Annotated in this window: 18 protein-coding genes; 6 read left to right on the top strand and 12 right to left on the bottom strand. The window is 74.7% G+C overall.

The features are described from left to right. Window positions 1-29 precede the first annotated feature (29 nt). The gene (locus tag ACRYMN_RS14840) at window positions 30-890 is read left to right on the top strand and encodes an aldo/keto reductase (protein ID WP_432496571.1); all 861 of its coding nucleotides are present in this window, start codon (window positions 30-32) and stop codon (window positions 888-890) included. A gap of 8 nt (window positions 891-898) precedes the next feature. On the opposite strand, the gene ACRYMN_RS14835 is transcribed toward ACRYMN_RS14840, so the two are convergent. From ACRYMN_RS14835 to ACRYMN_RS14795, 9 genes are all read right to left on the bottom strand, one after another. Next, the gene (locus tag ACRYMN_RS14835; protein ID WP_432496569.1) at window positions 899-1,396 is read right to left on the bottom strand and encodes a DUF4190 domain-containing protein; all 498 of its coding nucleotides are present in this window, start codon (window positions 1,394-1,396) and stop codon (window positions 899-901) included. 106 nt (window positions 1,397-1,502) lie between these two features. Then, a complete protein-coding gene (locus ACRYMN_RS14830; RefSeq protein ID WP_432496567.1) occupies window positions 1,503-2,789 on the bottom strand; it encodes a thymidine phosphorylase in 1,287 nt (428 codons plus the stop codon). Then, on the bottom strand, window positions 2,786-3,232 hold the full coding sequence (locus ACRYMN_RS14825; RefSeq protein ID WP_432496564.1) for a cytidine deaminase: 447 nt from the start codon (window positions 3,230-3,232) through the stop codon (window positions 2,786-2,788). The genes ACRYMN_RS14830 and ACRYMN_RS14825 overlap by 4 nt, the downstream gene beginning before the upstream one ends. Beyond that, complete coding sequence (locus ACRYMN_RS14820; protein ID WP_432496562.1) at window positions 3,229-4,536, bottom strand: ABC transporter permease; 1,308 nt, start codon at window positions 4,534-4,536, stop codon at window positions 3,229-3,231. Before ACRYMN_RS14820 ends, ACRYMN_RS14825 begins: the two co-directional genes overlap by 4 nt. After that, complete coding sequence (locus ACRYMN_RS14815) at window positions 4,533-5,756, bottom strand: ABC transporter permease (RefSeq protein ID WP_432496560.1); 1,224 nt, start codon at window positions 5,754-5,756, stop codon at window positions 4,533-4,535. Before ACRYMN_RS14815 ends, ACRYMN_RS14820 begins: the two co-directional genes overlap by 4 nt. Further along, the gene (locus tag ACRYMN_RS14810) at window positions 5,753-7,267 is read right to left on the bottom strand and encodes an ABC transporter ATP-binding protein (RefSeq protein ID WP_432496557.1); all 1,515 of its coding nucleotides are present in this window, start codon (window positions 7,265-7,267) and stop codon (window positions 5,753-5,755) included. Before ACRYMN_RS14810 ends, ACRYMN_RS14815 begins: the two co-directional genes overlap by 4 nt. A gap of 91 nt (window positions 7,268-7,358) precedes the next feature. Further along, window positions 7,359-8,453, bottom strand: a complete 1,095-nt coding sequence (locus tag ACRYMN_RS14805) for a BMP family lipoprotein (protein ID WP_432496554.1) — start codon at window positions 8,451-8,453, stop codon at window positions 7,359-7,361. Window positions 8,454-8,622: 169 nt separating this feature from the next. After that, window positions 8,623-9,813 (bottom strand): amidohydrolase, encoded by a 1,191-nt coding sequence (locus ACRYMN_RS14800; RefSeq protein WP_432496620.1) that lies wholly within the window; start codon window positions 9,811-9,813, stop codon window positions 8,623-8,625. Between the two features lie 138 nt (window positions 9,814-9,951). Beyond that, window positions 9,952-11,094, bottom strand: a complete 1,143-nt coding sequence (locus ACRYMN_RS14795) for a mannose-1-phosphate guanylyltransferase (protein WP_432496618.1) — start codon at window positions 11,092-11,094, stop codon at window positions 9,952-9,954. A gap of 423 nt (window positions 11,095-11,517) precedes the next feature. On the opposite strand from ACRYMN_RS14795, the gene sdhC reads away from it, so the two are divergent. The 5 genes from sdhC (at window position 11,518) to ACRYMN_RS14770 (ending at window position 16,899) form a co-directional block, all read left to right on the top strand. After that, a complete protein-coding gene (gene sdhC, locus ACRYMN_RS14790; protein WP_432496552.1) occupies window positions 11,518-11,937 on the top strand; it encodes a succinate dehydrogenase, cytochrome b556 subunit in 420 nt (139 codons plus the stop codon). An 11-nt stretch (window positions 11,938-11,948) separates the two neighbouring features. Next, complete coding sequence (locus ACRYMN_RS14785; protein ID WP_432496550.1) at window positions 11,949-12,446, top strand: succinate dehydrogenase hydrophobic membrane anchor subunit; 498 nt, start codon at window positions 11,949-11,951, stop codon at window positions 12,444-12,446. A gap of 20 nt (window positions 12,447-12,466) precedes the next feature. After that, a complete protein-coding gene (locus ACRYMN_RS14780) occupies window positions 12,467-14,302 on the top strand; it encodes an FAD-binding protein (RefSeq protein WP_432496548.1) in 1,836 nt (611 codons plus the stop codon). Then, window positions 14,302-15,147, top strand: coding sequence for a succinate dehydrogenase iron-sulfur subunit (locus ACRYMN_RS14775; protein ID WP_432496545.1), 846 nt, complete (start codon window positions 14,302-14,304; stop codon window positions 15,145-15,147). The genes ACRYMN_RS14780 and ACRYMN_RS14775 overlap by 1 nt, the downstream gene beginning before the upstream one ends. Before the next feature lie 87 nt (window positions 15,148-15,234). Continuing rightward, window positions 15,235-16,899, top strand: coding sequence for an ABC1 kinase family protein (locus ACRYMN_RS14770; protein ID WP_432496542.1), 1,665 nt, complete (start codon window positions 15,235-15,237; stop codon window positions 16,897-16,899). 21 nt (window positions 16,900-16,920) lie between these two features. Here the strand turns inward: ACRYMN_RS14770 and ACRYMN_RS14765 are convergent, their stop codons facing one another. The 3 genes from ACRYMN_RS14765 to ACRYMN_RS14755 all read right to left on the bottom strand — a co-directional run. After that, window positions 16,921-17,979, bottom strand: a complete 1,059-nt coding sequence (locus ACRYMN_RS14765) for a substrate-binding domain-containing protein (RefSeq protein ID WP_432496540.1) — start codon at window positions 17,977-17,979, stop codon at window positions 16,921-16,923. A 74-nt stretch (window positions 17,980-18,053) separates the two neighbouring features. Then, window positions 18,054-19,133, bottom strand: coding sequence for an ABC transporter permease (locus ACRYMN_RS14760; protein WP_432496538.1), 1,080 nt, complete (start codon window positions 19,131-19,133; stop codon window positions 18,054-18,056). Next, window positions 19,130-19,710: ATP-binding cassette domain-containing protein (locus ACRYMN_RS14755; RefSeq protein ID WP_432496536.1), on the bottom strand; the 581-nt coding region annotated here is incomplete at its 5' end. The genes ACRYMN_RS14755 and ACRYMN_RS14760, both read right to left, overlap by 4 nt.

The following is a 19,710-nucleotide window of genomic DNA, read 5'->3' as shown; positions in this document are numbered from 1 at the left end:
CGTCCACCGACCCCCCGAGGAGGAAACCCGTGACCGTCGCGGACAGCGGCACCATCGACCTGGGCGGCAAGAGCGTCCACCGCCTCGGCTTCGGCGCGATGCGCATCACCGGCCCCGGCATCTGGGGCCCGCCGAAGGACCACGACGAGGCGCTGCGCGTGCTGCGCCGCGCCGTCGAGCTCGGCGTGACGTTCATCGACACCGCTGACTCCTACGGCCCGTACGTCTCCGAGGACCTCATCCGCGAGGCCCTGCACGACGGCTCCGGCTACGGCGACGTCGTCATCGCCACCAAGGGCGGGCTGACCCGGCACGGCCCGGACGTGTGGCCGCCGCTGGGGCGCCCGGAGTACCTGCGCCAGTGCCTGCTCATGTCGATGCGGCGCCTGGGCGTCGAGCAGGTCGACCTGTGGCAGCTGCACCGCATCGACGCGAAGGTCCCGCGCGAGGAGCAGTTCGGCGAGATCAAGTCCTTCCTCGACGAGGGCCTCGTCAAGCAGGTCGGCCTGTCCGAGGTCGACGTGGAGGAGGTGCGCGCCGCGCAGGCCGCGGGACTGCCCGTCGCCTCCGTGCAGAACCGCTACAACCTCGGCGACCGCCGCGCCGAGGAGCTGCTGGACTTCTGCACCGAGCAGGGCATCGCGTTCATCCCGTGGGCGCCCGTGGACGCCGGCTCCCTGGCGCGCCCGGGCGGGCCGCTGGACGCGGTGGCCGGCAACCACCCGGGCACCACCACCGGCCAGCTCGCGCTGGCGTGGCTGCTGCGCCGCTCCCCCGTGGTCGTGCCGATCCCCGGCACCTCCTCGGTGGCGCACCTGGAGGAGAACCTCGGGGCGGCCGACGTGCAGCTGACCGACGAGGAGTTCAAGACCCTCACCGACGCCGCCTGACGGGCGGCTCAGCTCTGCGCGACGTCCTGGTCCACGCCGAGGTTCTCGTTGAACTCCTGCTGGCACTGCTGCTGGGCGGCGACGTCGTTCCCCGCGTCGCGCAGGCACTGCGTGAGGTCGGCGCCACCGTTGTTCCACAACGCGGAGCCGACGGCGATGGTCAGCGCCAGGAAGACGGCGCTGACCACGACGGCCAGCGCGCTGGTGATCACACCGGCGAGCGCCACGCCGCGGTTGGTGGCCTGCCCGCGCCGGGCGCGGCGCAGGCCGACGATCCCGAGGACGAGCCCGATGACTCCCGGCAGCAGCCCGATGCCGACGACCCAGCACAGCAGCAGGCCGATGACGCCCAGCACCAGCGAGGCGGTGCCGGCGCCGTTGCGCGGCCTGGCGCCGTACGGCTGGTCGTACCCGCCGGGCTGCCCGTAGCCGCCCTGCTGGCCGTACCCGCCCTGCTGCCCGTAGCCCGGCGGCGGCCCGTACTGCTCGTTCCCCGGCGTCGACATCTCGTCCCCTCGTCCCTGTCCGGTCGCGGCTGTCGGTCGAGCGACGATCGTGTCAGCTCGCGCGGCCCGGGGCACGCGGGCCGCGCTGCTCCTCCCCCGTCCGGTCTCAGGCCGTGACGCGGCGGTGCACCAGCGGCACGGGGGCGGGCGCGGCGTCGCCGACGGCGAGGCCCGGCTCGAGCGCCTCCAGCGCCCACGCGAAGCGCTCGGGGGTGTCGGTGTGCAGGGTGGCCACGCGCTGACCGGCGCGCACGCGCTCGCCGCGCACCGCGTGCAGCTCGACGCCCGCACCGGCCTGCACGGCCTCCTCGCGCCGGGCCCGCCCGGCGCCCAGGCGCCAGGCCGCCACGCCCACGGCCAGCGCGTCGACCTCGGTGAGGTACCCGTCGGCGCCGGCGAGCACGTCGTGGGTGTGCGCGGCGGTGGGCAGCGCGGCGTCGGGGTCGCCGCCCTGCGCGGCGACCATGCGCCGCCAGGCGTCCATGGCGCGCCCGTCGGCCAGGGCGTCGGCGGGGTCGACGGCGTCCAGGCCCACAGCGGCGAGCATCTCGCGGGCCAGGACCAGGGTGATCTCCACCAGGTCGGCGGGCCCGCCGCCGGCGAGGACCTCCACGGACTCGCGCACCTCCAGCGCGTTGCCGGCGGTGCGGCCCAGCGGGGTGGACATGTCGGTGACCAGCGCGGTGGTGCGCACGCCCGCGTCGGTGCCCAGCGCCACCATGGCCTCGGCCAGCTCCACCGACTGCGCCAGCTCCTTCATGAACGCCCCGGAGCCGGTCTTGACGTCGAGCACGAGCGCGCTGGTGCCCTCGGCGATCTTCTTGCTCATGATGGAGCTGGCGATCAGCGGGATCGCCTCCACGGTGCCGGTCACGTCGCGCAGCGCGTAGAGCTTCTTGTCGGCCGGGGCGAGGTCGCCGGTGGCCGCGCAGATCACGGCGCCCACGTCGGTGAGCTGCCGGCGGATCTCGGGCAGCTCCAGCGAGGCGCGCCAGCCCGGGATGGACTCCAGCTTGTCCAGGGTGCCGCCGGTGTGGCCCAGGCCCCGCCCGGACAGCTGCGGCACCGCCGCGCCGCACGCGGCCACCAGCGGCGCCAGCGGCAGGGTGGTCTTGTCGCCCACCCCGCCGGTGGAGTGCTTGTCCACGCTGGGCCGCGGCAGGTCGGTGAAGTCCAGGCGCGAGCCGGAGGCGATCATCGCCGCGGTCCAGCGGGACACCTCGCGCCGGGTCATGCCGTTGAGCAGGACCGCCATCGCGAGCGCCGACATCTGCTCCTCGGCGACCTCGCCGCGGGTGTAGGCGTCGAGCACCCAGTCGATCTGCTCGTCGGAGAGCTCCCCGCGGTCGCGCTTGGTGCGGATGACGTCGACGGCGGCGAACCGCTGACTCACGGGCGGGGCTCCTCTGGGGCGTTCCTGCGGGTCGGGTCGTCGAGGTCGTGCGGGCCGAACGCGTCGGGCAGGACCTCGGTCATGGGCAGCACCCCGCGGGGGGTGTCCACCAGCAGCGTCGGGCCGCCGAACTCGTACAGCAGCTGCCGGCAGCGCCCGCACGGCATGAGCACCCCGCCGGCGCCGTCGACGCAGGCGAACGCCACCAGGCGCCCACCGCCGCTCATGCGCAGCTGCCCCACGAGGGTGCACTCGGCGCACAGCGTCACGCCGTAGGAGGCGTTCTCGATGTTCGCCCCGCTCACCACGCGCCCGTCGTCGACGAGCGCGGCGGCCCCGACGGGGAAGCGCGAGTACGGCGAGTACGAGTGGGCCAGCGCCGCGCGCGCGGCGGCGCGCAGGGCGTCGAAGTCGATGCCGGTCACGGTGGTCCCCTCGCTCACGACGGGTACGGCTCCCCGCTCGCCGCCGGGGGGCGCACCCGCCCGACGAAGCCGGCCACCGCGAAGACCGTGGCCAGGTACGGCAGGGCCGACAGGAGGCTGGCCGGCACCTCGGAGCCGTAGGGCAGGACTCCCACGAGGGTCTGCAGGGCGGCGAAGAAGCCGAACAGCAGCGAGGCCGCCACGGCGCCCCGCGGCGTCCAGCGGCCGAAGATGACCGCGGCCAGGGCGATGAAGCCCTTGCCGGCGGACATGTTCTCGGTGAACGGGCCGATGGTGCCCACGGACAGGAACGCCCCGCCCAGCCCGGCCATGCCGCCGGCCAGGACGACGTTGACGTAGCGCACGCGCAGCACCGGCACGCCCAGGGTGTCCGCGGCCTTCGGGTGCTCGCCCACGGCGCGGGTGCGCAGCCCCCAGCGGGTGCGGAAGAGCACCACCTGCAGCACCACGATCAGCACGTACATCAGGTAGACGACGACGTTGGCCTGGAAGAGCAGCGGCCCGAGGACGGGGACCTCGGAGAGCACCGGCACCGGCAGCGGCTGCAGCACGCCGGGGGCGTTGTAGCGCTGGGTGTCGGACTGCATCAGCGCCTTGTACGCCCAGCCGGTGAAGCCCAGCGCGGCGGCGTTGAGGACCACGCCGAGGATGACCTGGTTGACGCGGTAGCGGATCGCGAAGACCGCCAGCAGCCAGCCCACCAGGGCGCCCGCGAGCACGCCGCCGACCACCCCGGCGCCCAGGCTGGTGGCCAGCGAGCCGACCAGCGCGGCGGTGAACGCACCCGTGAGCAGCTGCGCCTCGATGGCGACGTTGACCACGCCGCTGCGCTCGCCCAGCACCCCGGCCAGCGCGCCCAGCACCAGGGGCGTGGCCAGGAACAGCGTCTGGCGCAGCAGGCCCACCAGGTCGATGGAGGCGCCCTCGGCGCCGCTCATGGCCCACGCCAGGAACGCCACGACGAAGCAGAGGACCGCGACGCCGGCCACCAGCGGCGCCCGGCGGGCGCGGAAGCCGCGCACGAGCTGGTAGGCGCCCAGCAGGGCCACCACCGCGCCCAGCACGACGGGCGTGGCCGTGCCCGGCAGCGTCAGGTCGGGCAGCTGCACGGCGGTGCCCCCGCCGAAGGAGAAGGTGGCGTCGCCCGGGCCGGAGCCCAGGCCCCAGCCCACGACCGCGACCAGTCCCACGAGCAGCAGCAGCACGCCCGTGACGACGCGCAGCCGGCGGCTGACGGGCGGCTCGACGACCTCGTGGGTGACGACCTCGGCGGGCCGCGCCTGCGGCCGGGCGGCGCTCACCGGCTCCACCCCCCCGCCAGCTCGGTGCCCACGCCGGCACCGCCGGCGCGCAGCCGGAACACCGCCCGCACCAGGGCGGGGGCGGCGATGAACAGCACGATGAGGGCCTGCAGCACGCCGACGAGGTCGACGGGCACGCCGGTGGCCGACTGCATCTGCACGCCGCCGGCGCGCAGGCCGCCGAAGAGCAGGCCGGCGCCGACCACGCCCCAGGGGTTGTTGCGCCCCAGCAGCGCCACGGTGATGGCGTCGAAGCCGATGGTGCCGGCGACGCTGCCGGTGACGCTGCCGCTGACGCCGAGAACCTGCGAGGCGCCGGCCAGCCCGGCCAGCGCCCCGGACAGGCCCATGGCCACCACCTGCAGGCGGCCGACGTCCATGCCGGCGGTGCGGGCGGCGTCGGGGTTGGCGCCGACGGCGCGCAGCCGGAAGCCCAGGCGCGCGCGGGAGAAGAGCCAGTGCACGCCGAGGGCCGCCAGCAGCGCCAGCAGCAGGCCCGCGTGCACGCGCAGCGGGCTGCCCAGCAGCAGCGGCAGGCGCGCGGAGCCGTCGACCTGCTCGGAGATGGCCTGCCCGTAGGGCGGGCGCTGGAACCCGCGGGTGGTCAGCAGGAGGTTCAGCAGGTTGATCGCCACGTAGTTCAGCATGATCGTGGTGATGACCTCGTGGGCGCCGGTGCGGGCCTTGAGCCAGCCGACCAGGGCGCCCCACAGCGCGCCGCCGAGCAGGCCGCCGAGCAGCGCGGCCACCAGGTGCAGGCCCGCGGGCAGGTCCACCGCGAAGCCCAGCCACGCCCCGGCGATCGCGCCGAGGATCAGCTGGCCCTGCGCGCCGATGTTGAACAGGCCCACCCGGAACGCCAGCGCCACCGCCAGCCCGCCCAGCACCAGCGGCGTGGCGTTGACGAGGGTCTCCGAGACCGGCCCCAGCGCCCCCTTGCCGGACAGGTCCGGGCTGTACAGCGCGCCCTCCAGCAGCGCCAGGTAGGCGTCGCGCACGGCGTACCAGGCGTTGGTGAGGGTGTCCCACGGGTAGGAGAAGAAGTAGCTCGCCGCGGCGCGCGTGCGCGCGTCGCCGATCGCGATGAGCACCGCACCCACGACGAGGGCGCCGAGCACGGCGAAGGCGGTGACGAGCAGCTCCCCGCCCCGCGAGGGGCGGCGGCGCGCGGGGCTGCCCGCCGGGGGCGTTCCCGGCCTCGCCGGGGCGTCGGTGCTCACGCGGTTCCTCCCTGCGGCTGCGCGCCGGCCATGAGCAGGCCCAGCTGCTCGGAGTCGGCGTCCGGGCCGACCTCCCCGGCCACGCGGCCGCGGTACATGACGACGATGCGGTCCGCCAGGGCGCGCACCTCGTCGAGTTCGGTGGACACGAGCAGGACGGCGGCACCGCGGTCGCGCTCGGCGACGATGCGCTGGTGCACGAACTCCTGGCTGCCGACGTCGACGCCGCGGGTGGGCTGGGCGACCACGAGCAGCTTCAGCGGGCGGGACATCTCCCGGGCCAGCACGACCTTCTGCTGGTTGCCGCCGGAGAGGGTGGACACCGCCGCCTGCGGCCCGGCGGCGCGGATGTCGAACTCGGCCACGCGCTCGGCGGCGTTGCGCTCGACCGCGGCGCGGTCCACGGACGGGCCGGTGGAGTAGGCGGGGGTGTCCACGAGGTCGAGCACGAGGTTCTCGGCGATGCTGAAGGAGGCCACCAGGCCGTCGTGCAGGCGGTCCTCGGGCACGTAGCCCACGCCCCGGCGCAGCAGCTCGCGCACCGGCAGGCCGGTGACGTCCTCGCCGGACAGGCGCACCGCGCCGGCGGCGGCCGGCTGCAGGCCCACGACGCTGCGCGTCAGCTCGCTCTGGCCGTTGCCGTCCACCCCGGCGATCGCCAGCACCTCGCCGGCGCGCACGGTCAGGCTGACGTCGTCGACGAGCACGGCGCCGGAGGGGTCGGTCACCCGCAGGCCCGCCACGTCCAGCACCGCCTCGCCCGGGGCGGCCGGCGCCTTGTCCACGACCAGGCGCACGTCGCGCCCGACCATCAGGGCGGCCAGCTCCTCGGCCGAGGCGCTCGGCTCGGCCGAGCCGACCACGCGCCCGCGGCGGATGACGGTGATGCGGTCGGCCACCGCCCGCACCTCGCGCAGCTTGTGCGTGATGAAGACGATGGAGGTGCCCGCATCGGCCAGCTCGCGCATGACGCGCATGAGGTCGTCGGTCTCGGCGGGCGTGAGCACCGCGGTCGGCTCGTCGAGCACGAGCACCCTCGCCTCGCGCAGCAGCGCCTTGAGGATCTCCACGCGCTGCTGCACGCCCACGGCGAGGTCGCCGACCAGGGCGTCCGGGGGCACGGCCAGCCCGAAGCGCCGGGAGGTCTCCACCACCCGCTCGCGCGCGCGGCGGCGGTCCAGCAGACCGCCGCCGCGCGTGAGCTCGGCGCCCAGCACGATGTTCTCCGTGGCGGTGAAGCCGGGCACCAGCATGAAGTGCTGGTGCACCATGCCGATGCCCGCCGCCATGGCGTCGCCCGGGGAGGAGAACTCCACCGGGCGCCCGTCGATCAGGACCTGCCCCTCGTCGGGCCGGTGCAGGCCGTACAGCACGTTCATCAGCGTGCTCTTGCCCGCGCCGTTCTCGCCGAGGAGGGCGTGGATCTCGCCCTCGCGCACGGTCAGGTCGATCCCGTCGTTGGCGACGAGGGACCCGAAGCGCTTGGTGATGCCCCGGAGTTCCAGCTCCACGTGCGCGTCGTTCCCCTCGTCGCCCTGCGTCGGTCGGTGCGGTGCTGCTGCGTGCTGCGTGCTGCTGGGTGCTGCTGCGGTGCTGCGCGCGTCAGCCGGCGGAGACGGCGTTCGGCGAGGTGATCTGGATGGTGCCGTCGACGATCCCCTGGCGCACCTGCTCCAGCTCGGTCTTCAGCTCCGCCGGCACGCGGTCCTCGAAGCGGTTGAACGGGGCCAGGCCCACGCCCTCGTTCTCCAGGGTGCCCACGTAGGAGCCGGTCGGCGCCTCGCCCTCGGCGGCGGCCAGGACGTAGTCGCGCACCGAGTCGGTGAGGTTCTTCGTCACCGAGGACATGAAGTAGTCGCAGTACTGCTCGGCGCTGACGCAGCCGTCGGTGTCCACCCAGATGAGGTTCAGGCTGCCGCCGGCCGCCTCCGCGGCCGCGCCGGCGCCCAGGCCCGCCTGGCCGGCGACCGGCATGACGATGTCGGCGCCCTGGCTGGCGAGGGTCTCGGTGATGGAGCGGCCCGCGCCCTGGTCGACGAAGCTGTTGGCGAAGGTGCCGCCGCCGGGGTTGTTCTCGTCCCAGCCCAGGACCCGGACGTTCGTGCCCTTCTGCTGGTTGTGGTGCTGCACGCCCTCCCAGAAGCCGTCCATGAAGATGGTCACGGGCGGGATGGGCAGGCCGCCCCAGGTGCCCACGACACCGGTCTGCGTCATGCCCGCGGCGAGGTAGCCGGCCAGGAACGCCGCCTCGGCGGTGTTGTACTGCAGGCCGTAGACGTTCTCCAGCTCGGAGGAGGAGTCGATCTCGGCGAAGGACTGGTCGGGGTTGGCGGTGGCGACCTCCTTCATGGAGTCGGCCATCAGGCCGCCGACGCCGATGACGGTGTCGCAGCCGTTCTGCACCTGCGCCTGCAGGTTCGGCGTGTACTGCGCGTCGTCCGCGGAGGGCACGTAGTCGATCTGGATGTCCGGGTTCTGCTCCGCGGCGGCCTCCATGCCGGCCCAGGAGGACTGGTTGAAGGAGCGGTCGTCGACGCCGCCGGTGTCCAGCACCATGCAGGCCGAGAAGCTCCCGCCCCCGCCGGTGGCGCCGGAGCCGTCGGCGGCGGTGTCGTCCGGGCGCTCGCCGCAGGAGGCCAGCAGCAGCAGGGCGGCACCGACGGCGGCGGCCGGCGCGAGTCGGGTGAAGGTCTTCACGGGTGGTGTCCTCCTGGTCGTCGGGCGTGTCGTCCGGCGGGTCGGGCGCGCCCCGCGCCGGAGGCGATCCGGCGAGCGCGCGGTCATCGTAGTGCGCATCCTGGGCGTTCCCGGTCCACTCGGCGCGCAACGTGACCGGAGCGCGACCCTCCGGGCCGCCAGGACGACCTCACCGGAGCAGCGCGCGCGGAGCGGCGGCCGCGGCGGCGAGCACCCGCACGCCCGCGCCGATCGCCGCCTCGTCGGGCGCGTAGTCGCCGCGGTGCAGGTCGTGCACGGGGCCGCCGGGGGTGCGCGTGCCCAGGCGCACCATCGCGCCGGGCACGTCGTGCAGGTACCAGGCGAAGTCCTCCCCGCCCAGCGACTGCCGGGTGGGCAGCACCGCCTCGCGGCCCAGCACCGCGCGCGCGGCGTCCTCGAGCACCGAGGTGGCCCGGGCGTCGTTGTCCACCGGCGGCACCCCGCGCACCAGCGAGACCTCCGAGCGCACCGCGTACGGGCGCACCAGGTCGGCCACGACCTCCTCGACCAGCTCGCCGGCGTGCTGCCACGCGTCCGTCTCCATGCAGCGCAGCGTGCCCGCGGCGTAGCCCTCGGCGGGCACGGCGTTGGCGGCGTCCCCGGCGTGCACAGCGCCCCAGGTCAGGTTCACCCCCGCGCGCGGGTCCACGCGCCGGGCGATCACCGCGGGCAGCTGGGTGACGACCTGCCCGAGCGCGAAGACGAGGTCGCCGGCCAGGTGCGGGCGCGAGGTGTGCCCGCCGGTGCCGGACAGGCGCACCGTGACGTGGTCGGAGGCGGAGGTGATCGGCCCGGCCTTGAGCCCGACGGTGCCCACGTCCAGGGTGGGGTCGCAGTGCAGGCCGTACAGCGCCGCCACGCCCTCGAGCACCCCGGCGGCCACCAGGTCCAGCGCCCCGCCGGGCATGACCTCCTCGGCGGGCTGGAAGAGCAGGCGCACCCGGTGGCCCAGCGCGCCGGCGCGGTGCAGGTCGGCCAGCACGAGGGCGGCGCCGGCGACGGTGGCGGTGTGCACGTCGTGGCCGCACGCGTGCGCCACGCCCGGCACGGTGGAGGCGTACGGCAGGCCGGTGAGCTCCTGCAGCGGCAGCGCGTCGAGGTCGGCGCGCACCCCCACCGCCGGCCCGCGCGCCGGGCCCGTCTCGGCGACCAGCCCGGTGCCCGGCAGCGCGCGCACCTCCAGCCCGCCGGCGGAGAGCAGCGCGCTCACGGCCGCGGTGGTGCGGTGCTCCGCGCGCGCCAGCTCCGGGTGGGCGTGCACGTCGCGGCGCAGCGCCACCACCGCGGGCAGGTGGGCGGCGGCCAGGCCGGCCAGCAGCCGCGGCGAGGGCCCGCCCAGGGCCGTCCCGCCGCGCTCCGGCGCGGCCGGGGCCGCGCCGGGCACCGGGGGCGCCGTGCGCGCGCCGCCGGCCGTCTCGCTGCTCACGCCCCGGACGCTACCCCCGCGGCCGGGTGCCCCCCGACCGCGGCCACCCGCTCAGACCACCGAGTCCAGCCCGGCGTCGCGGGCGCGCTCGACGAGCTTCTTGACCTCCTGGGCGCGGGCGCGGGTGGTCACCAGCAGCGCGTCGGGGGTGTCGACCACGACGATGTCGTCCACGCCCAGCAGCGCCACGACGCGGCCGGTGCCGGGCACGACCAGGCCGCCGGCGACCTGGTCGGTGATCACCAGGTCGGGGTCGCCGAGCACGCGCGGCTCGTCGACCTCGGCGGGCAGCAGCTCGGCCAGGGATGAGAAGTCGCCGACGTCGTCCCAGCCGAAGGTGGCCGGCACGACCGCCACGCGGCCGGCCTCGGCCGCCGGCTCGGCCACCGCGTGGTCGATGGCGATGGACGGCAGCGCCGGCCACTGCTCGGCCAGCACCGCGTCCCGGCGCGGGGTGTCCCAGGCGTCGGCGATGCGCTGCAGGCCCGCGTGCAGGGCCGGCGCGTGCTCGGCCAGCAGCTCCAGCAGGACGTCGGCGCGGGTGACGAACATGCCGCCGTTCCAGCGGTAGTCGCCGGTGGACAGGTACGCCGAGGCGGTGCGCGCGTCCGGCTTCTCCTTGAACTGCAGCACCCGGCGCGCGTTGGGCGCGCCCTGCAGGCGCAGCCGCTTGCCCAGGCGGATGTAGCCGAAGCCGGTGGCCGGGTGCGAGGGGGCGATGCCGATGGTGACGACGAAGCCGCGCCGGGCGGTGACCACGGCCTCCTCCACGGAGGACTCGAAGTCGTCGCGGCCGGAGATGTTGTGGTCGGCGGCGAAGGAGCCCAGCACGGCCTCGGGGTCGCGGCGCACCAGCACTGCGGCCGCCAGGCCGATCGCGGCGGCGGAGTCGCGCTGGCACGGCTCGCGCAGCACGTTGTCCGCCGGCAGCTCGGGCAGCTGCTCGCACACCGCGTCGGCGTGCGAGCGGCCCGTGACCACCCAGGTGCGCTCCGGGGAGGTCAGCGGCAGCAGGCGGTCCCAGGTCGACTGCAGCAGGGTGCGCCCGCGGCCGGTGAGGTCCAGGAGGAACTTGGGCCGGTCGCTGCGCGAGAGCGGCCACAGCCGCGTCCCCGCGCCGCCGGCGGGCACCACGGCGTGGAAGTCGGACAGGTCGATCAGGGCGTGCTCGAGGTCGTCGGCCGACCAGGGCACCACCCCCGGGCGGGCCTCGGCGCCCTCGGCGCCGCCCGCGACGCCCGCCGCCGCCCGCGCCGCCGCGTCGCCCCCGCCCGTCGCGCCCGTCGCGCCCGTCGCGCCGGTCCCGTCCGTCCCGCCAGCCTGCTGCACGTGAGGCCCCTCCCCGTCCGATGGCACGTCGGGGCGAACCTACCGGGGCGCCCCGTGCCGCGGGCCGGATCGCACCCGAGCGGGCGGAGGGGTGCCGGTCCCGGCAGGGCCCTCCACCCGTCCGGGCGGGGCGGCTCGCCCGGCGTGAGTCCTTCGTCACAAAACCTCCGCACGGCCCTCCGCGGCGGGGCCGCCGGGCCCGGCCCGCCTACCATGGTCGACGGACGCCGCCACCCGTGCGCCGGAGCCCGGGGGGACCCGGCGTCGGACCGAACGAGGAGGACGCCGGTGGCCACGAGCCTCACCCCGCCCCAGGGGAGCGCCAGCAGGACCAGGGTCAAGCCGCCGGGCACGCTCTACCGCGGTCGCGAGGGCATGTGGTCCTGGGTCGCGCACCGCATCTCGGGCGTGCTGATCTTCTTCTTCCTCCTCGTGCACGTGCTCGACACGGCCACCGTGCGCATCTCGCCGGAGGTCTACGACGGCGTGATCGCGCAGTACAAGAACCCCGTGATGGGCCTGGGCGAGGCCGGCCTCGTCGGCGCGGTGGTCTTCCACGCCCTCAACGGCGTGCGCATCATCCTCGTCGACTTCTGGCACAAGGGGACCCAGCACCAGCGCAAGCTGTTCTGGGGCGTCGTGGTGCTGTGGACGGTGCTCATGGTGCCGTTCCTGGTGCGCCACCTGTCCATCGTCTTCTCCCACTGAGGGGCCCGCAGATGAGTGCACCCGAGCAGACCCCCGGCGCCCGGTACGCGCCCGCGCTGGAGGCGCCGCGCTCGCCGTACCGGCGCACGCGCTCCACGCGCACGAACTGGGAGCTGTACGGCTGGCTGTTCATGCGCATGTCGGGCCTGGCGCTGATCGTGCTGGTCTTCGGCCACCTCTTCGTCAACCTCATGACGGGCGAGGGCATCCACCAGGTCGACTGGGGCTTCGTGGCCGGCAAGTGGGCCAGCCCGTTCTGGCAGACCTGGGACCTGCTGATGCTGTGGCTGGCGATGCTGCACGGCGCCAACGGCGTGCGCACCGTCATCAACGACTACGCCGAGCGCGACGGCACGCGGTTCTGGCTCAAGATGGCGCTGTACCTGGCGACCCTCGTGGTGATCGTCGTGGGGACCCTGGTCATCTTCACGTTCGACCCCTGCTCCTCCCCCGCCCACGACTTCTCGTTCTGCGCCCCCGCGGACGAGGTCCCGACCGTCTCCGACTGACCGGACCGAAGGAGGAAGCTGTGCAGACGCACCAGTTCGACGTCGTCATCGTCGGCGCCGGCGGCGCAGGGATGCGCGCGGCCCTCGAGGCCGGCCAGCGGGCCCGCACCGCGGTGCTCACCAAGCTCTACCCGACGCGCTCGCACACCGGTGCGGCCCAGGGCGGCATGTGCGCCGCGCTGGCGAACGTCGAGGAGGACAACTGGGAGTGGCACACCTTCGACACCGTCAAGGGCGGCGACTACCTCGTCGACCAGGACGCGGCCGAGGTGATGTGCAAGGAGGCCATCGACGCGGTCCTCGACCTCGAGAAGATGGGCCTGCCCTTCAACCGCACCCCCGAGGGGCGCATCGACCAGCGCCGCTTCGGCGGGCACACCCGCGACCACGGCAAGGCGCCCGTGCGCCGCTCGTGCTTCGCCGCGGACCGCACCGGCCACATGATCCTGCAGACCCTGTACCAGCAGTGCGTCAAGCACGAGGTGGAGTTCTTCAACGAGTTCTACGTGCTCGACCTGCTGCTCGTGCCCGCCGGCGAGGCGCGCACCGGCGACGAGATCGAGGGCGCCGTCGGGCAGCCGGCCGCGCAGACCCCGCCGAGCAACGGCGTGCCCGGCGACAAGCGCGTCGCCGGCGTGGTGGCGTACGAGCTGGCCACCGGCGAGATCCACGTCTTCCAGGCCAAGTCCGTCGTGCTGGCCACCGGCGGCGCGGGCAAGGTCTTCAAGACCACCTCCAACGCGCACACCCTGACCGGCGACGGCATGGGCATCGCCTACCGGCGCGGCATCCCGCTGGAGGACATGGAGTTCTTCCAGTTCCACCCGACCGGCCTGGCGGGCCTGGGGATCCTGCTGTCCGAGGCCGCGCGCGGCGAGGGCGGCATCCTGCGCAACGCCGACGGCGAGCGGTTCATGGAGCGCTACGCGCCCACCATCAAGGACCTCGCGCCGCGCGACATCGTCGCGCGCTCGATGGCCAACGAGGTGCGCGAGGGCCGCGGCGCCGGGCCGAACAAGGACTACGTCCTGCTCGACCTGACGCACCTGGAGCCGGCGCACATCGACGCCAAGCTGCCGGACATCACCGAGTTCGCCCGCACCTACCTGGGCGTGGAGCCGTACACCGAGCCGGTCCCGGTGTACCCGACGGCCCACTACGCCATGGGCGGGGTGCCCACCAACGTCGAGGCCGAGGTTCTCTCGGACAACACCCACGTCGTGCCCGGCCTGTACGCCGCCGGCGAGGTGGCGTGCGTGTCCGTGCACGGCTCCAACCGCCTGGGCACCAACTCGCTGCTGGACATCAACGTCTTCGGCCGCCGCGCCGGCATCGCCGCGGCGGAGTACGCCTCGAAGGCGCAGTGGGTCGCCCTGCCCGAGGCCCCCGAGGCGGCCGTGGTGGCGCAGCTGACCGAGCTGCGCGACCGCCCCGCCGGCACCGAGCGGATCGCCGCGATCCGCGCGGAGCTGCAGGAGTCGATGGACCTGAACGCCCAGGTGTTCCGCACCGAGGCCACCCTCAAGCAGGCGCTGACGGACATCGAGCGCCTGCGCGAGCGCTACGCGCGCGCCGCCGTGCAGGACAAGGGGCGGCGCTACAACCTCGACCTGCTCGAGGCGCTGGAGCTCGGCTTCCTGCTCGACCTCGCCGAGGTGATGTGCCTGGGCGCCCTGGAGCGCAAGGAGTCGCGCGGCGGGCACTTCCGCGAGGACTACCCCAACCGCGACGACGTCAACTTCATGCGGCACACGATGGTGTACCGAGAGGCCGGCGCCGACGGGAAGACCACGATGCGCCTGGACTTCAAGCCCGTCGTCCAGACGCGGTACCAGCCGATGGAGCGCAAGTACTGATGTCCACCACCGAACAGGACCCCTCCGAGACCAACGCCGAGGCCGGCCCGGCCAAGTCCGCCGACCGCGCCCGCGAGGGCTCCGGGGGCGCGCAGCCGCGCGAGGGCGGCACCATCGGCGGCACCGGCGAGGTGCCCAGCTTCGACGTGACGCTGCGCATCCGCCGGTACGACCCCGAGCGCGACGACGAGCCGCGCTGGGAGGACCACCGCCTCACCATGTACGGCACCGACCGCGTGCTGGACGCGCTGCACAAGGTCAAGTGGGAGGTCGACGGCTCCCTGACGTTCCGGCGCTCGTGCGCGCACGGCGTGTGCGGCTCCGACGCCATGCGCATCAACGGCGTCAACCGCCTGGCGTGCAAGGTGCTGCTGAAGGACCTCAACATCGCCAAGCCCATCACGATCGAGCCGATCAAGGGCCTGCCGGTCGAGAAGGACCTGATCGTCGACATGGAGCCCTTCTTCGCCTCCTACCGCGAGGTGATGCCCTTCCTCATCGCCAAGGGCGCCGAGCCGACCCGCGAGCGGATCCAGTCCCAGGCCGACCGCGAGCGCTTCGACGACACCACCAAGTGCATCCTGTGCGCGGCGTGCACCTCCAGCTGCCCGGTGTTCTGGAACGACGGGCAGTACTTCGGCCCAGCGGCCATCGTCAACGCCCACCGCTTCATCTTCGACAGCCGCGACACCGGCTCGGACCTGCGCCTGGAGATCCTGAACGACAAGGAGGGCGTGTGGCGCTGCCGCACGACCTTCAACTGCTCCGAGGCGTGCCCGCGCGGCATCCAGGTGACCCGCGCGATCGCCGAGGTCAAGCAGGCCCTCATCTCGCGCAAGCTGTGAGCTCGGCCCTCTCGGGGGGCGCACCGACGGCCCGCCCCGCTCCCGCAGCGGGGCGGGCCGTCGCGCGCCGCGCCTCGAGGGGTCAGGATGGGGTCCGTGCGCCACCAGGACCGCTACCTCCAGATCAGCCGGGTCCTGTACCGGCACGGGCTGGGCTACTTCGTGCACGCCCTGGGGATGGAGCGCTGGGTGCGCACCGACCGGCGCGCCCCGGCGCGCGCGGGCCTGGAGCAGACCCACTCCGTCGCCGTGCACGTGCGCCTCGTGCTGGAGGAGCTGGGCCCCACCGCCGTCAAGCTCGGGCAGATCCTCTCCACGCGCCCGGACCTGCTCAGCCCGGCGTTCCAGCACGAGCTGGAGAAGCTGCAGGACCGCGCCTCCCCCGTGCCGCTGGAGGTGGTGCGCGCCGCGGTGCGCGAGGAGCTGGGCGCGGACCCGGAGAAGGTGTTCCGGCGCTTCGACCCGGTGCCGCTGGCCAGCGCCTCCATCGGGCAGGCGCACGCGGCCGCGCTGGCCGACGGCAGCGAGGTCGTCGTCAAGGTGCGCCGGCCCGGCGTGGTGGAGGAGGTGGAGGCGGACCTGGAGATCCTGCGGGCGCTGGCCGCGCGCGCGGCGCAGCGCTGGTCCGCGGCCGCCGACTACGACCTGGTGGGCCTGACCACCGACTTCGCCGACACCCTGCGCGCGGAGCTGGACTACCTGCAGGAGGGCCAGAACGCCGAGCGCTTCGCCCGCAACTTCCAGGGCGACCCCGACATCCACGTCCCGCGGGTGCACTGGGACACCACCACCTCGCGGGTGATCACGCTGGAGCGGCTGCGCGGGACCAAGATCAGCGACCTGCAGGCCCTGGACCAGGCGGGGGTGGACCGCAGCGCCCTGGCGGCGCGCGCGACCCGCCTCATGGCCGACATGGTCTTCGAGCACGGCTTCTTCCACGCCGACCCGCACCCGGGCAACTTCCTCATCGAGCCCGGCGGGCGCATCGGGCTGCTGGACTACGGCATGGTCGGCGAGGTCGACGAGCGCACCCGCCGGCACCTGGCGGGGCTGCTGGCGGCGTTCGAGCGCCGCGACCCCGCGCGCATCGCGGCCGCGTTCGCCGAGATCGGCGTGACCAAGCAGCGGGTGGACCGCGGCCGGCTCACCGCGGACGCCGGCTACCTGCTCAGCCGCTACGAGGGCCTGCCCCTGGGCAAGGTGCGCATCGCCGACGTCGTGCGCGACGTGCTGGAGATCCTGCGCCGGCACCACCTGGCGCTGCCGCGCAACCTGGCCCTGGTCGTGAAGATGATCGTGATGACGGAGGGGCTGGGCTCCACGCTGGACCCCGGCTTCCAGATCGGCAGCGTGCTGGGCCCCTACGCGCGCCGGCTGGTGACCGGGCACCTGGACCCGGTGGCCATCGCGCGCCGGCTGCGCCAGGCCGGGGTGGACGCCGCCTCGCTGGGCGTGGAGCTGCCCGGGCAGCTCGGGCGGCTGCTGGACGTCCTGGACCGCGACGGCGTCTCGGTCTCGGTGCGCACCGACGAGCTGGACCCGCTGGTGGCGCGGGTCGAGCGCATCGGCAACCGCCTGGTCGTCGCGATGGTCACCGCCGCCGGGATCGAGGCGCTGGCGCTGCTGGCCTCCACCGACCCCGAGCGCCTGAAGCCGCACGAGACGAAGCTGGCGGCGCTGGGCGTGGCGGCCGTCGGCTCGCTGACGGCGTACCTGGGCTGGACCGCCCGCGGGCGCCGGCGCCGGCGCTGACCCGCGCCGGCGCCGGGGGCCTCAGGACTCGAACGCGGTGGGCAGGTACTGCTCGACGTTCTCGGCCGTGACGACGGGCGCGTACAGCTGGACGGTGCGGGGCACCTCCACCTCGACGAGGTCGCCCATGGACTTGCCCTGGGCGATGAGCCGGGCCAGGCGGACGCCGTCGGCCGCCTGGGTCGAGGGGTAGATCACCGTCGCCTTGAGCACGGAGTCGCCGGCCTGGATCTCGCGCATGACGTTGGCCGAGCCGGCCCCGCCGACCATGACGAACTCGTCGCGCCCGGCCTCGTCGATCGCGGCCATGACGCCGACGCCCTGGTCGTCGTCGTGGTTCCACAGCGCGTCGATCCGCGGGGCGGCCTGCAGCAGGTTCGCGGCGGCCTGCTGCCCGCCCTGGACGGTGAAGTCCGCGGCGACGCGGTTGTCGACGTCCAGGCCGCAGTCGGCCAGGGCGTCGGCGAAGCCCTGGCTGCGCTCCTGCGTCAGGGGCAGCGAGTCGATGCCGGCGATCTCGGCGACGACGGCGCCCGGGTCGTCGCCGACCTGCTCGCACACGTACGTGCCCGCCGAGACGCCCATGCCGTAGTTGTCGCCGAGGACGGTGGTGCGCGCGGCGAAGGGGCTGGAGAACTCCCGGTCGACGTTGACGACGGGGATGCCCGCCTCCATGGCGCGGGTGGCGACCTGGGTGAGCGCGGCGCCGTCGTAGGGCAGCAGCACGATGGCGTCGACGCCGTCGTTGATGAACTGCTCGACCTGGCTGATCTGGAGGTTGACGTCGTTGGTGCCCTCCGCGACCCGCAGCTCGACGTCCTCGTAGCGCTCGGCCTCCGCGCGGGCGGCGGAGGTGATGGCGCCCATCCAGCCGTGGTCGGCGGCCGGGGCGGAGAAGCCGATGACGACCTGCTCACCCGGCTCGTCGTTGCCGCCGGCGGCCGCGGCGGGCGCGGCCGAGGAGCCGCCCTCGGGTTCGGCCGGGGTGTTGGAGGTGCAGGCGGTCAGCAGCGCGGCGGCGGCCGCCGCGGCACCGGTGCGGACGAGCCAGCGGCGCAGCGCGCTGCGGGGTGCGGGCATGGGGATCCTCCTGGGGTCGGTTCCTGGGCGGGGTGGCGCTGCGGGAGCGGGCGTCGTGCTCGGGTGCGGGGTCGTCAGGTGCGCCGCGAGCGCGCGGCGAGGCGCTGCTGGAGCAGCACGGCGACGACGATGATCGCGCCCTTGGCGACGGCCTGCGCCGAGCTGGAGAGGTTGTTCTGCACGAAGACGTTCGTCAGGGTCGTGAAGATGAGGACGCCGAAGACGGTGCCCACGATGCTGCCGCGCCCGCCGGCGAGCAGGGTGCCGCCGACCACCACGGCCGCGATGGCGTCGAGCTCGACGAGCTGGCCGTGGGTGGACGAACCGGCGGTGGTGCGCGCCAGCATCATCACCGCGGCGATGCCGGCGGTCAGGCCGGAGAGGGCGTACAGGTAGGCGGTGTGCCGCCGCACGGCGATGCCCGCCAGGCGCGCGGCCTCGGGGTTGCCGCCCACCGCCACGGTGCGCCGGCCGAACGTCGTGCGGTTCAGCACGAACCACCCGGCCACCGCCACGAGCGCGAACACCCACACCAGCACCGGGATGCCCAGCACGTCGGCCTGGAAGGCGTCGAGGAAGGGCTGCACCTGCACGATCTGCGTGCGGCGGTTCGAGATGATCTCCGCCAGGCCGCGCGCGGCGACCAGCATGGCCAGGGTGGCCATGAAGGCGACGACCCGCCCGTAGGCGATGAGCACGCCGTTGACGACGCCGCAGGCGGTGCCGACGAGCAGCGCGGTGGACACCATCACCAGCCAGTGGGTGTCCTGCGCGATCGTCTGCGTCGCCAGCGTCGTCGCCCACACCGACGCCAGGCCGAGCACGGAACCCACCGACAGGTCGATGCCGCCGCCGGTGATGACGAACGTCATCCCGATGCTCAGCACGCCGACGACGGCCGCCAGGCGCAGGACCGTCATGAGGTTGTCGACGCTGGCGAACCGCTCGCCGGCCGTGGCCACGCCGACGACGCACAGCAGCGCCAGGGCGACGACCAGGCCGACGCTGCGCCCGCCCGCCCCGCTCAGCGCCCGCCCGCGCCGGCCCGCCGGGGCGCCGGGCGCCGGACCGCCGCGCTGCAGCGGCGAGGGGTGGTCCGCCTCCGGCGGGACGGAACCCGCGGTCGACAGCGAGGGGGGCAGCTGCTCGCTCACGCGGCACGTCCTTCCATGACGAGGTCGAGCACGCCGTGCTCGTCGATGCGGTCGGCCGGGCCGGTGTGCAGCACGCGGCCCTCCGCGACGACGAGGACGCGGTCGGACAGGCCGAGGACCTCCTCGATCTCGCTGGAGACGACCACGACGGCGTTGCCGGCCTCGGCGAGGGAACCCACCAGGGCGTACATCTCGGCGCGCGCGCCCACGTCCACGCCGCGCGTGGGCTCGTCCAGCAGCAGCACGCGGCACCCGTGCACGAGCCAGCGCGCGAGCATCGCCTTCTGCTGGTTGCCGCCGGAGAGGGTGCGCACCGGCCGGTCCGGGTCGTCCGGGCGCAGGTCCAGGGCGGCGATGCGCTCGCGGGCCGCCGCGCGCTCGGCGCGCTCGTCGAGCAGCGGGCCGCGCGCGAAGCGCCCGAACGTCGACAGGGTGATGTTGCGGTACACCGGCTCGTCGAGCAGCAGGCCCTGGCTCTTGCGCTCCTCCGGGGCCAGGGCGACCCCCGCGGGGCCCGCCGGGGGCCCCGCTACCGCCCCCACCGCGCGCGCGACAAACATTACCACAACCCGCATGT

This window comes from Kineococcus gypseus (genome assembly GCF_050871305.1).
Lineage (GTDB): Bacteria > Actinomycetota > Actinomycetes > Actinomycetales > Kineococcaceae > Kineococcus > Kineococcus gypseus.
Note: the sequence above shows the minus strand (reverse complement) of the source record. Positions and strands in the feature narration are given on the sequence as shown.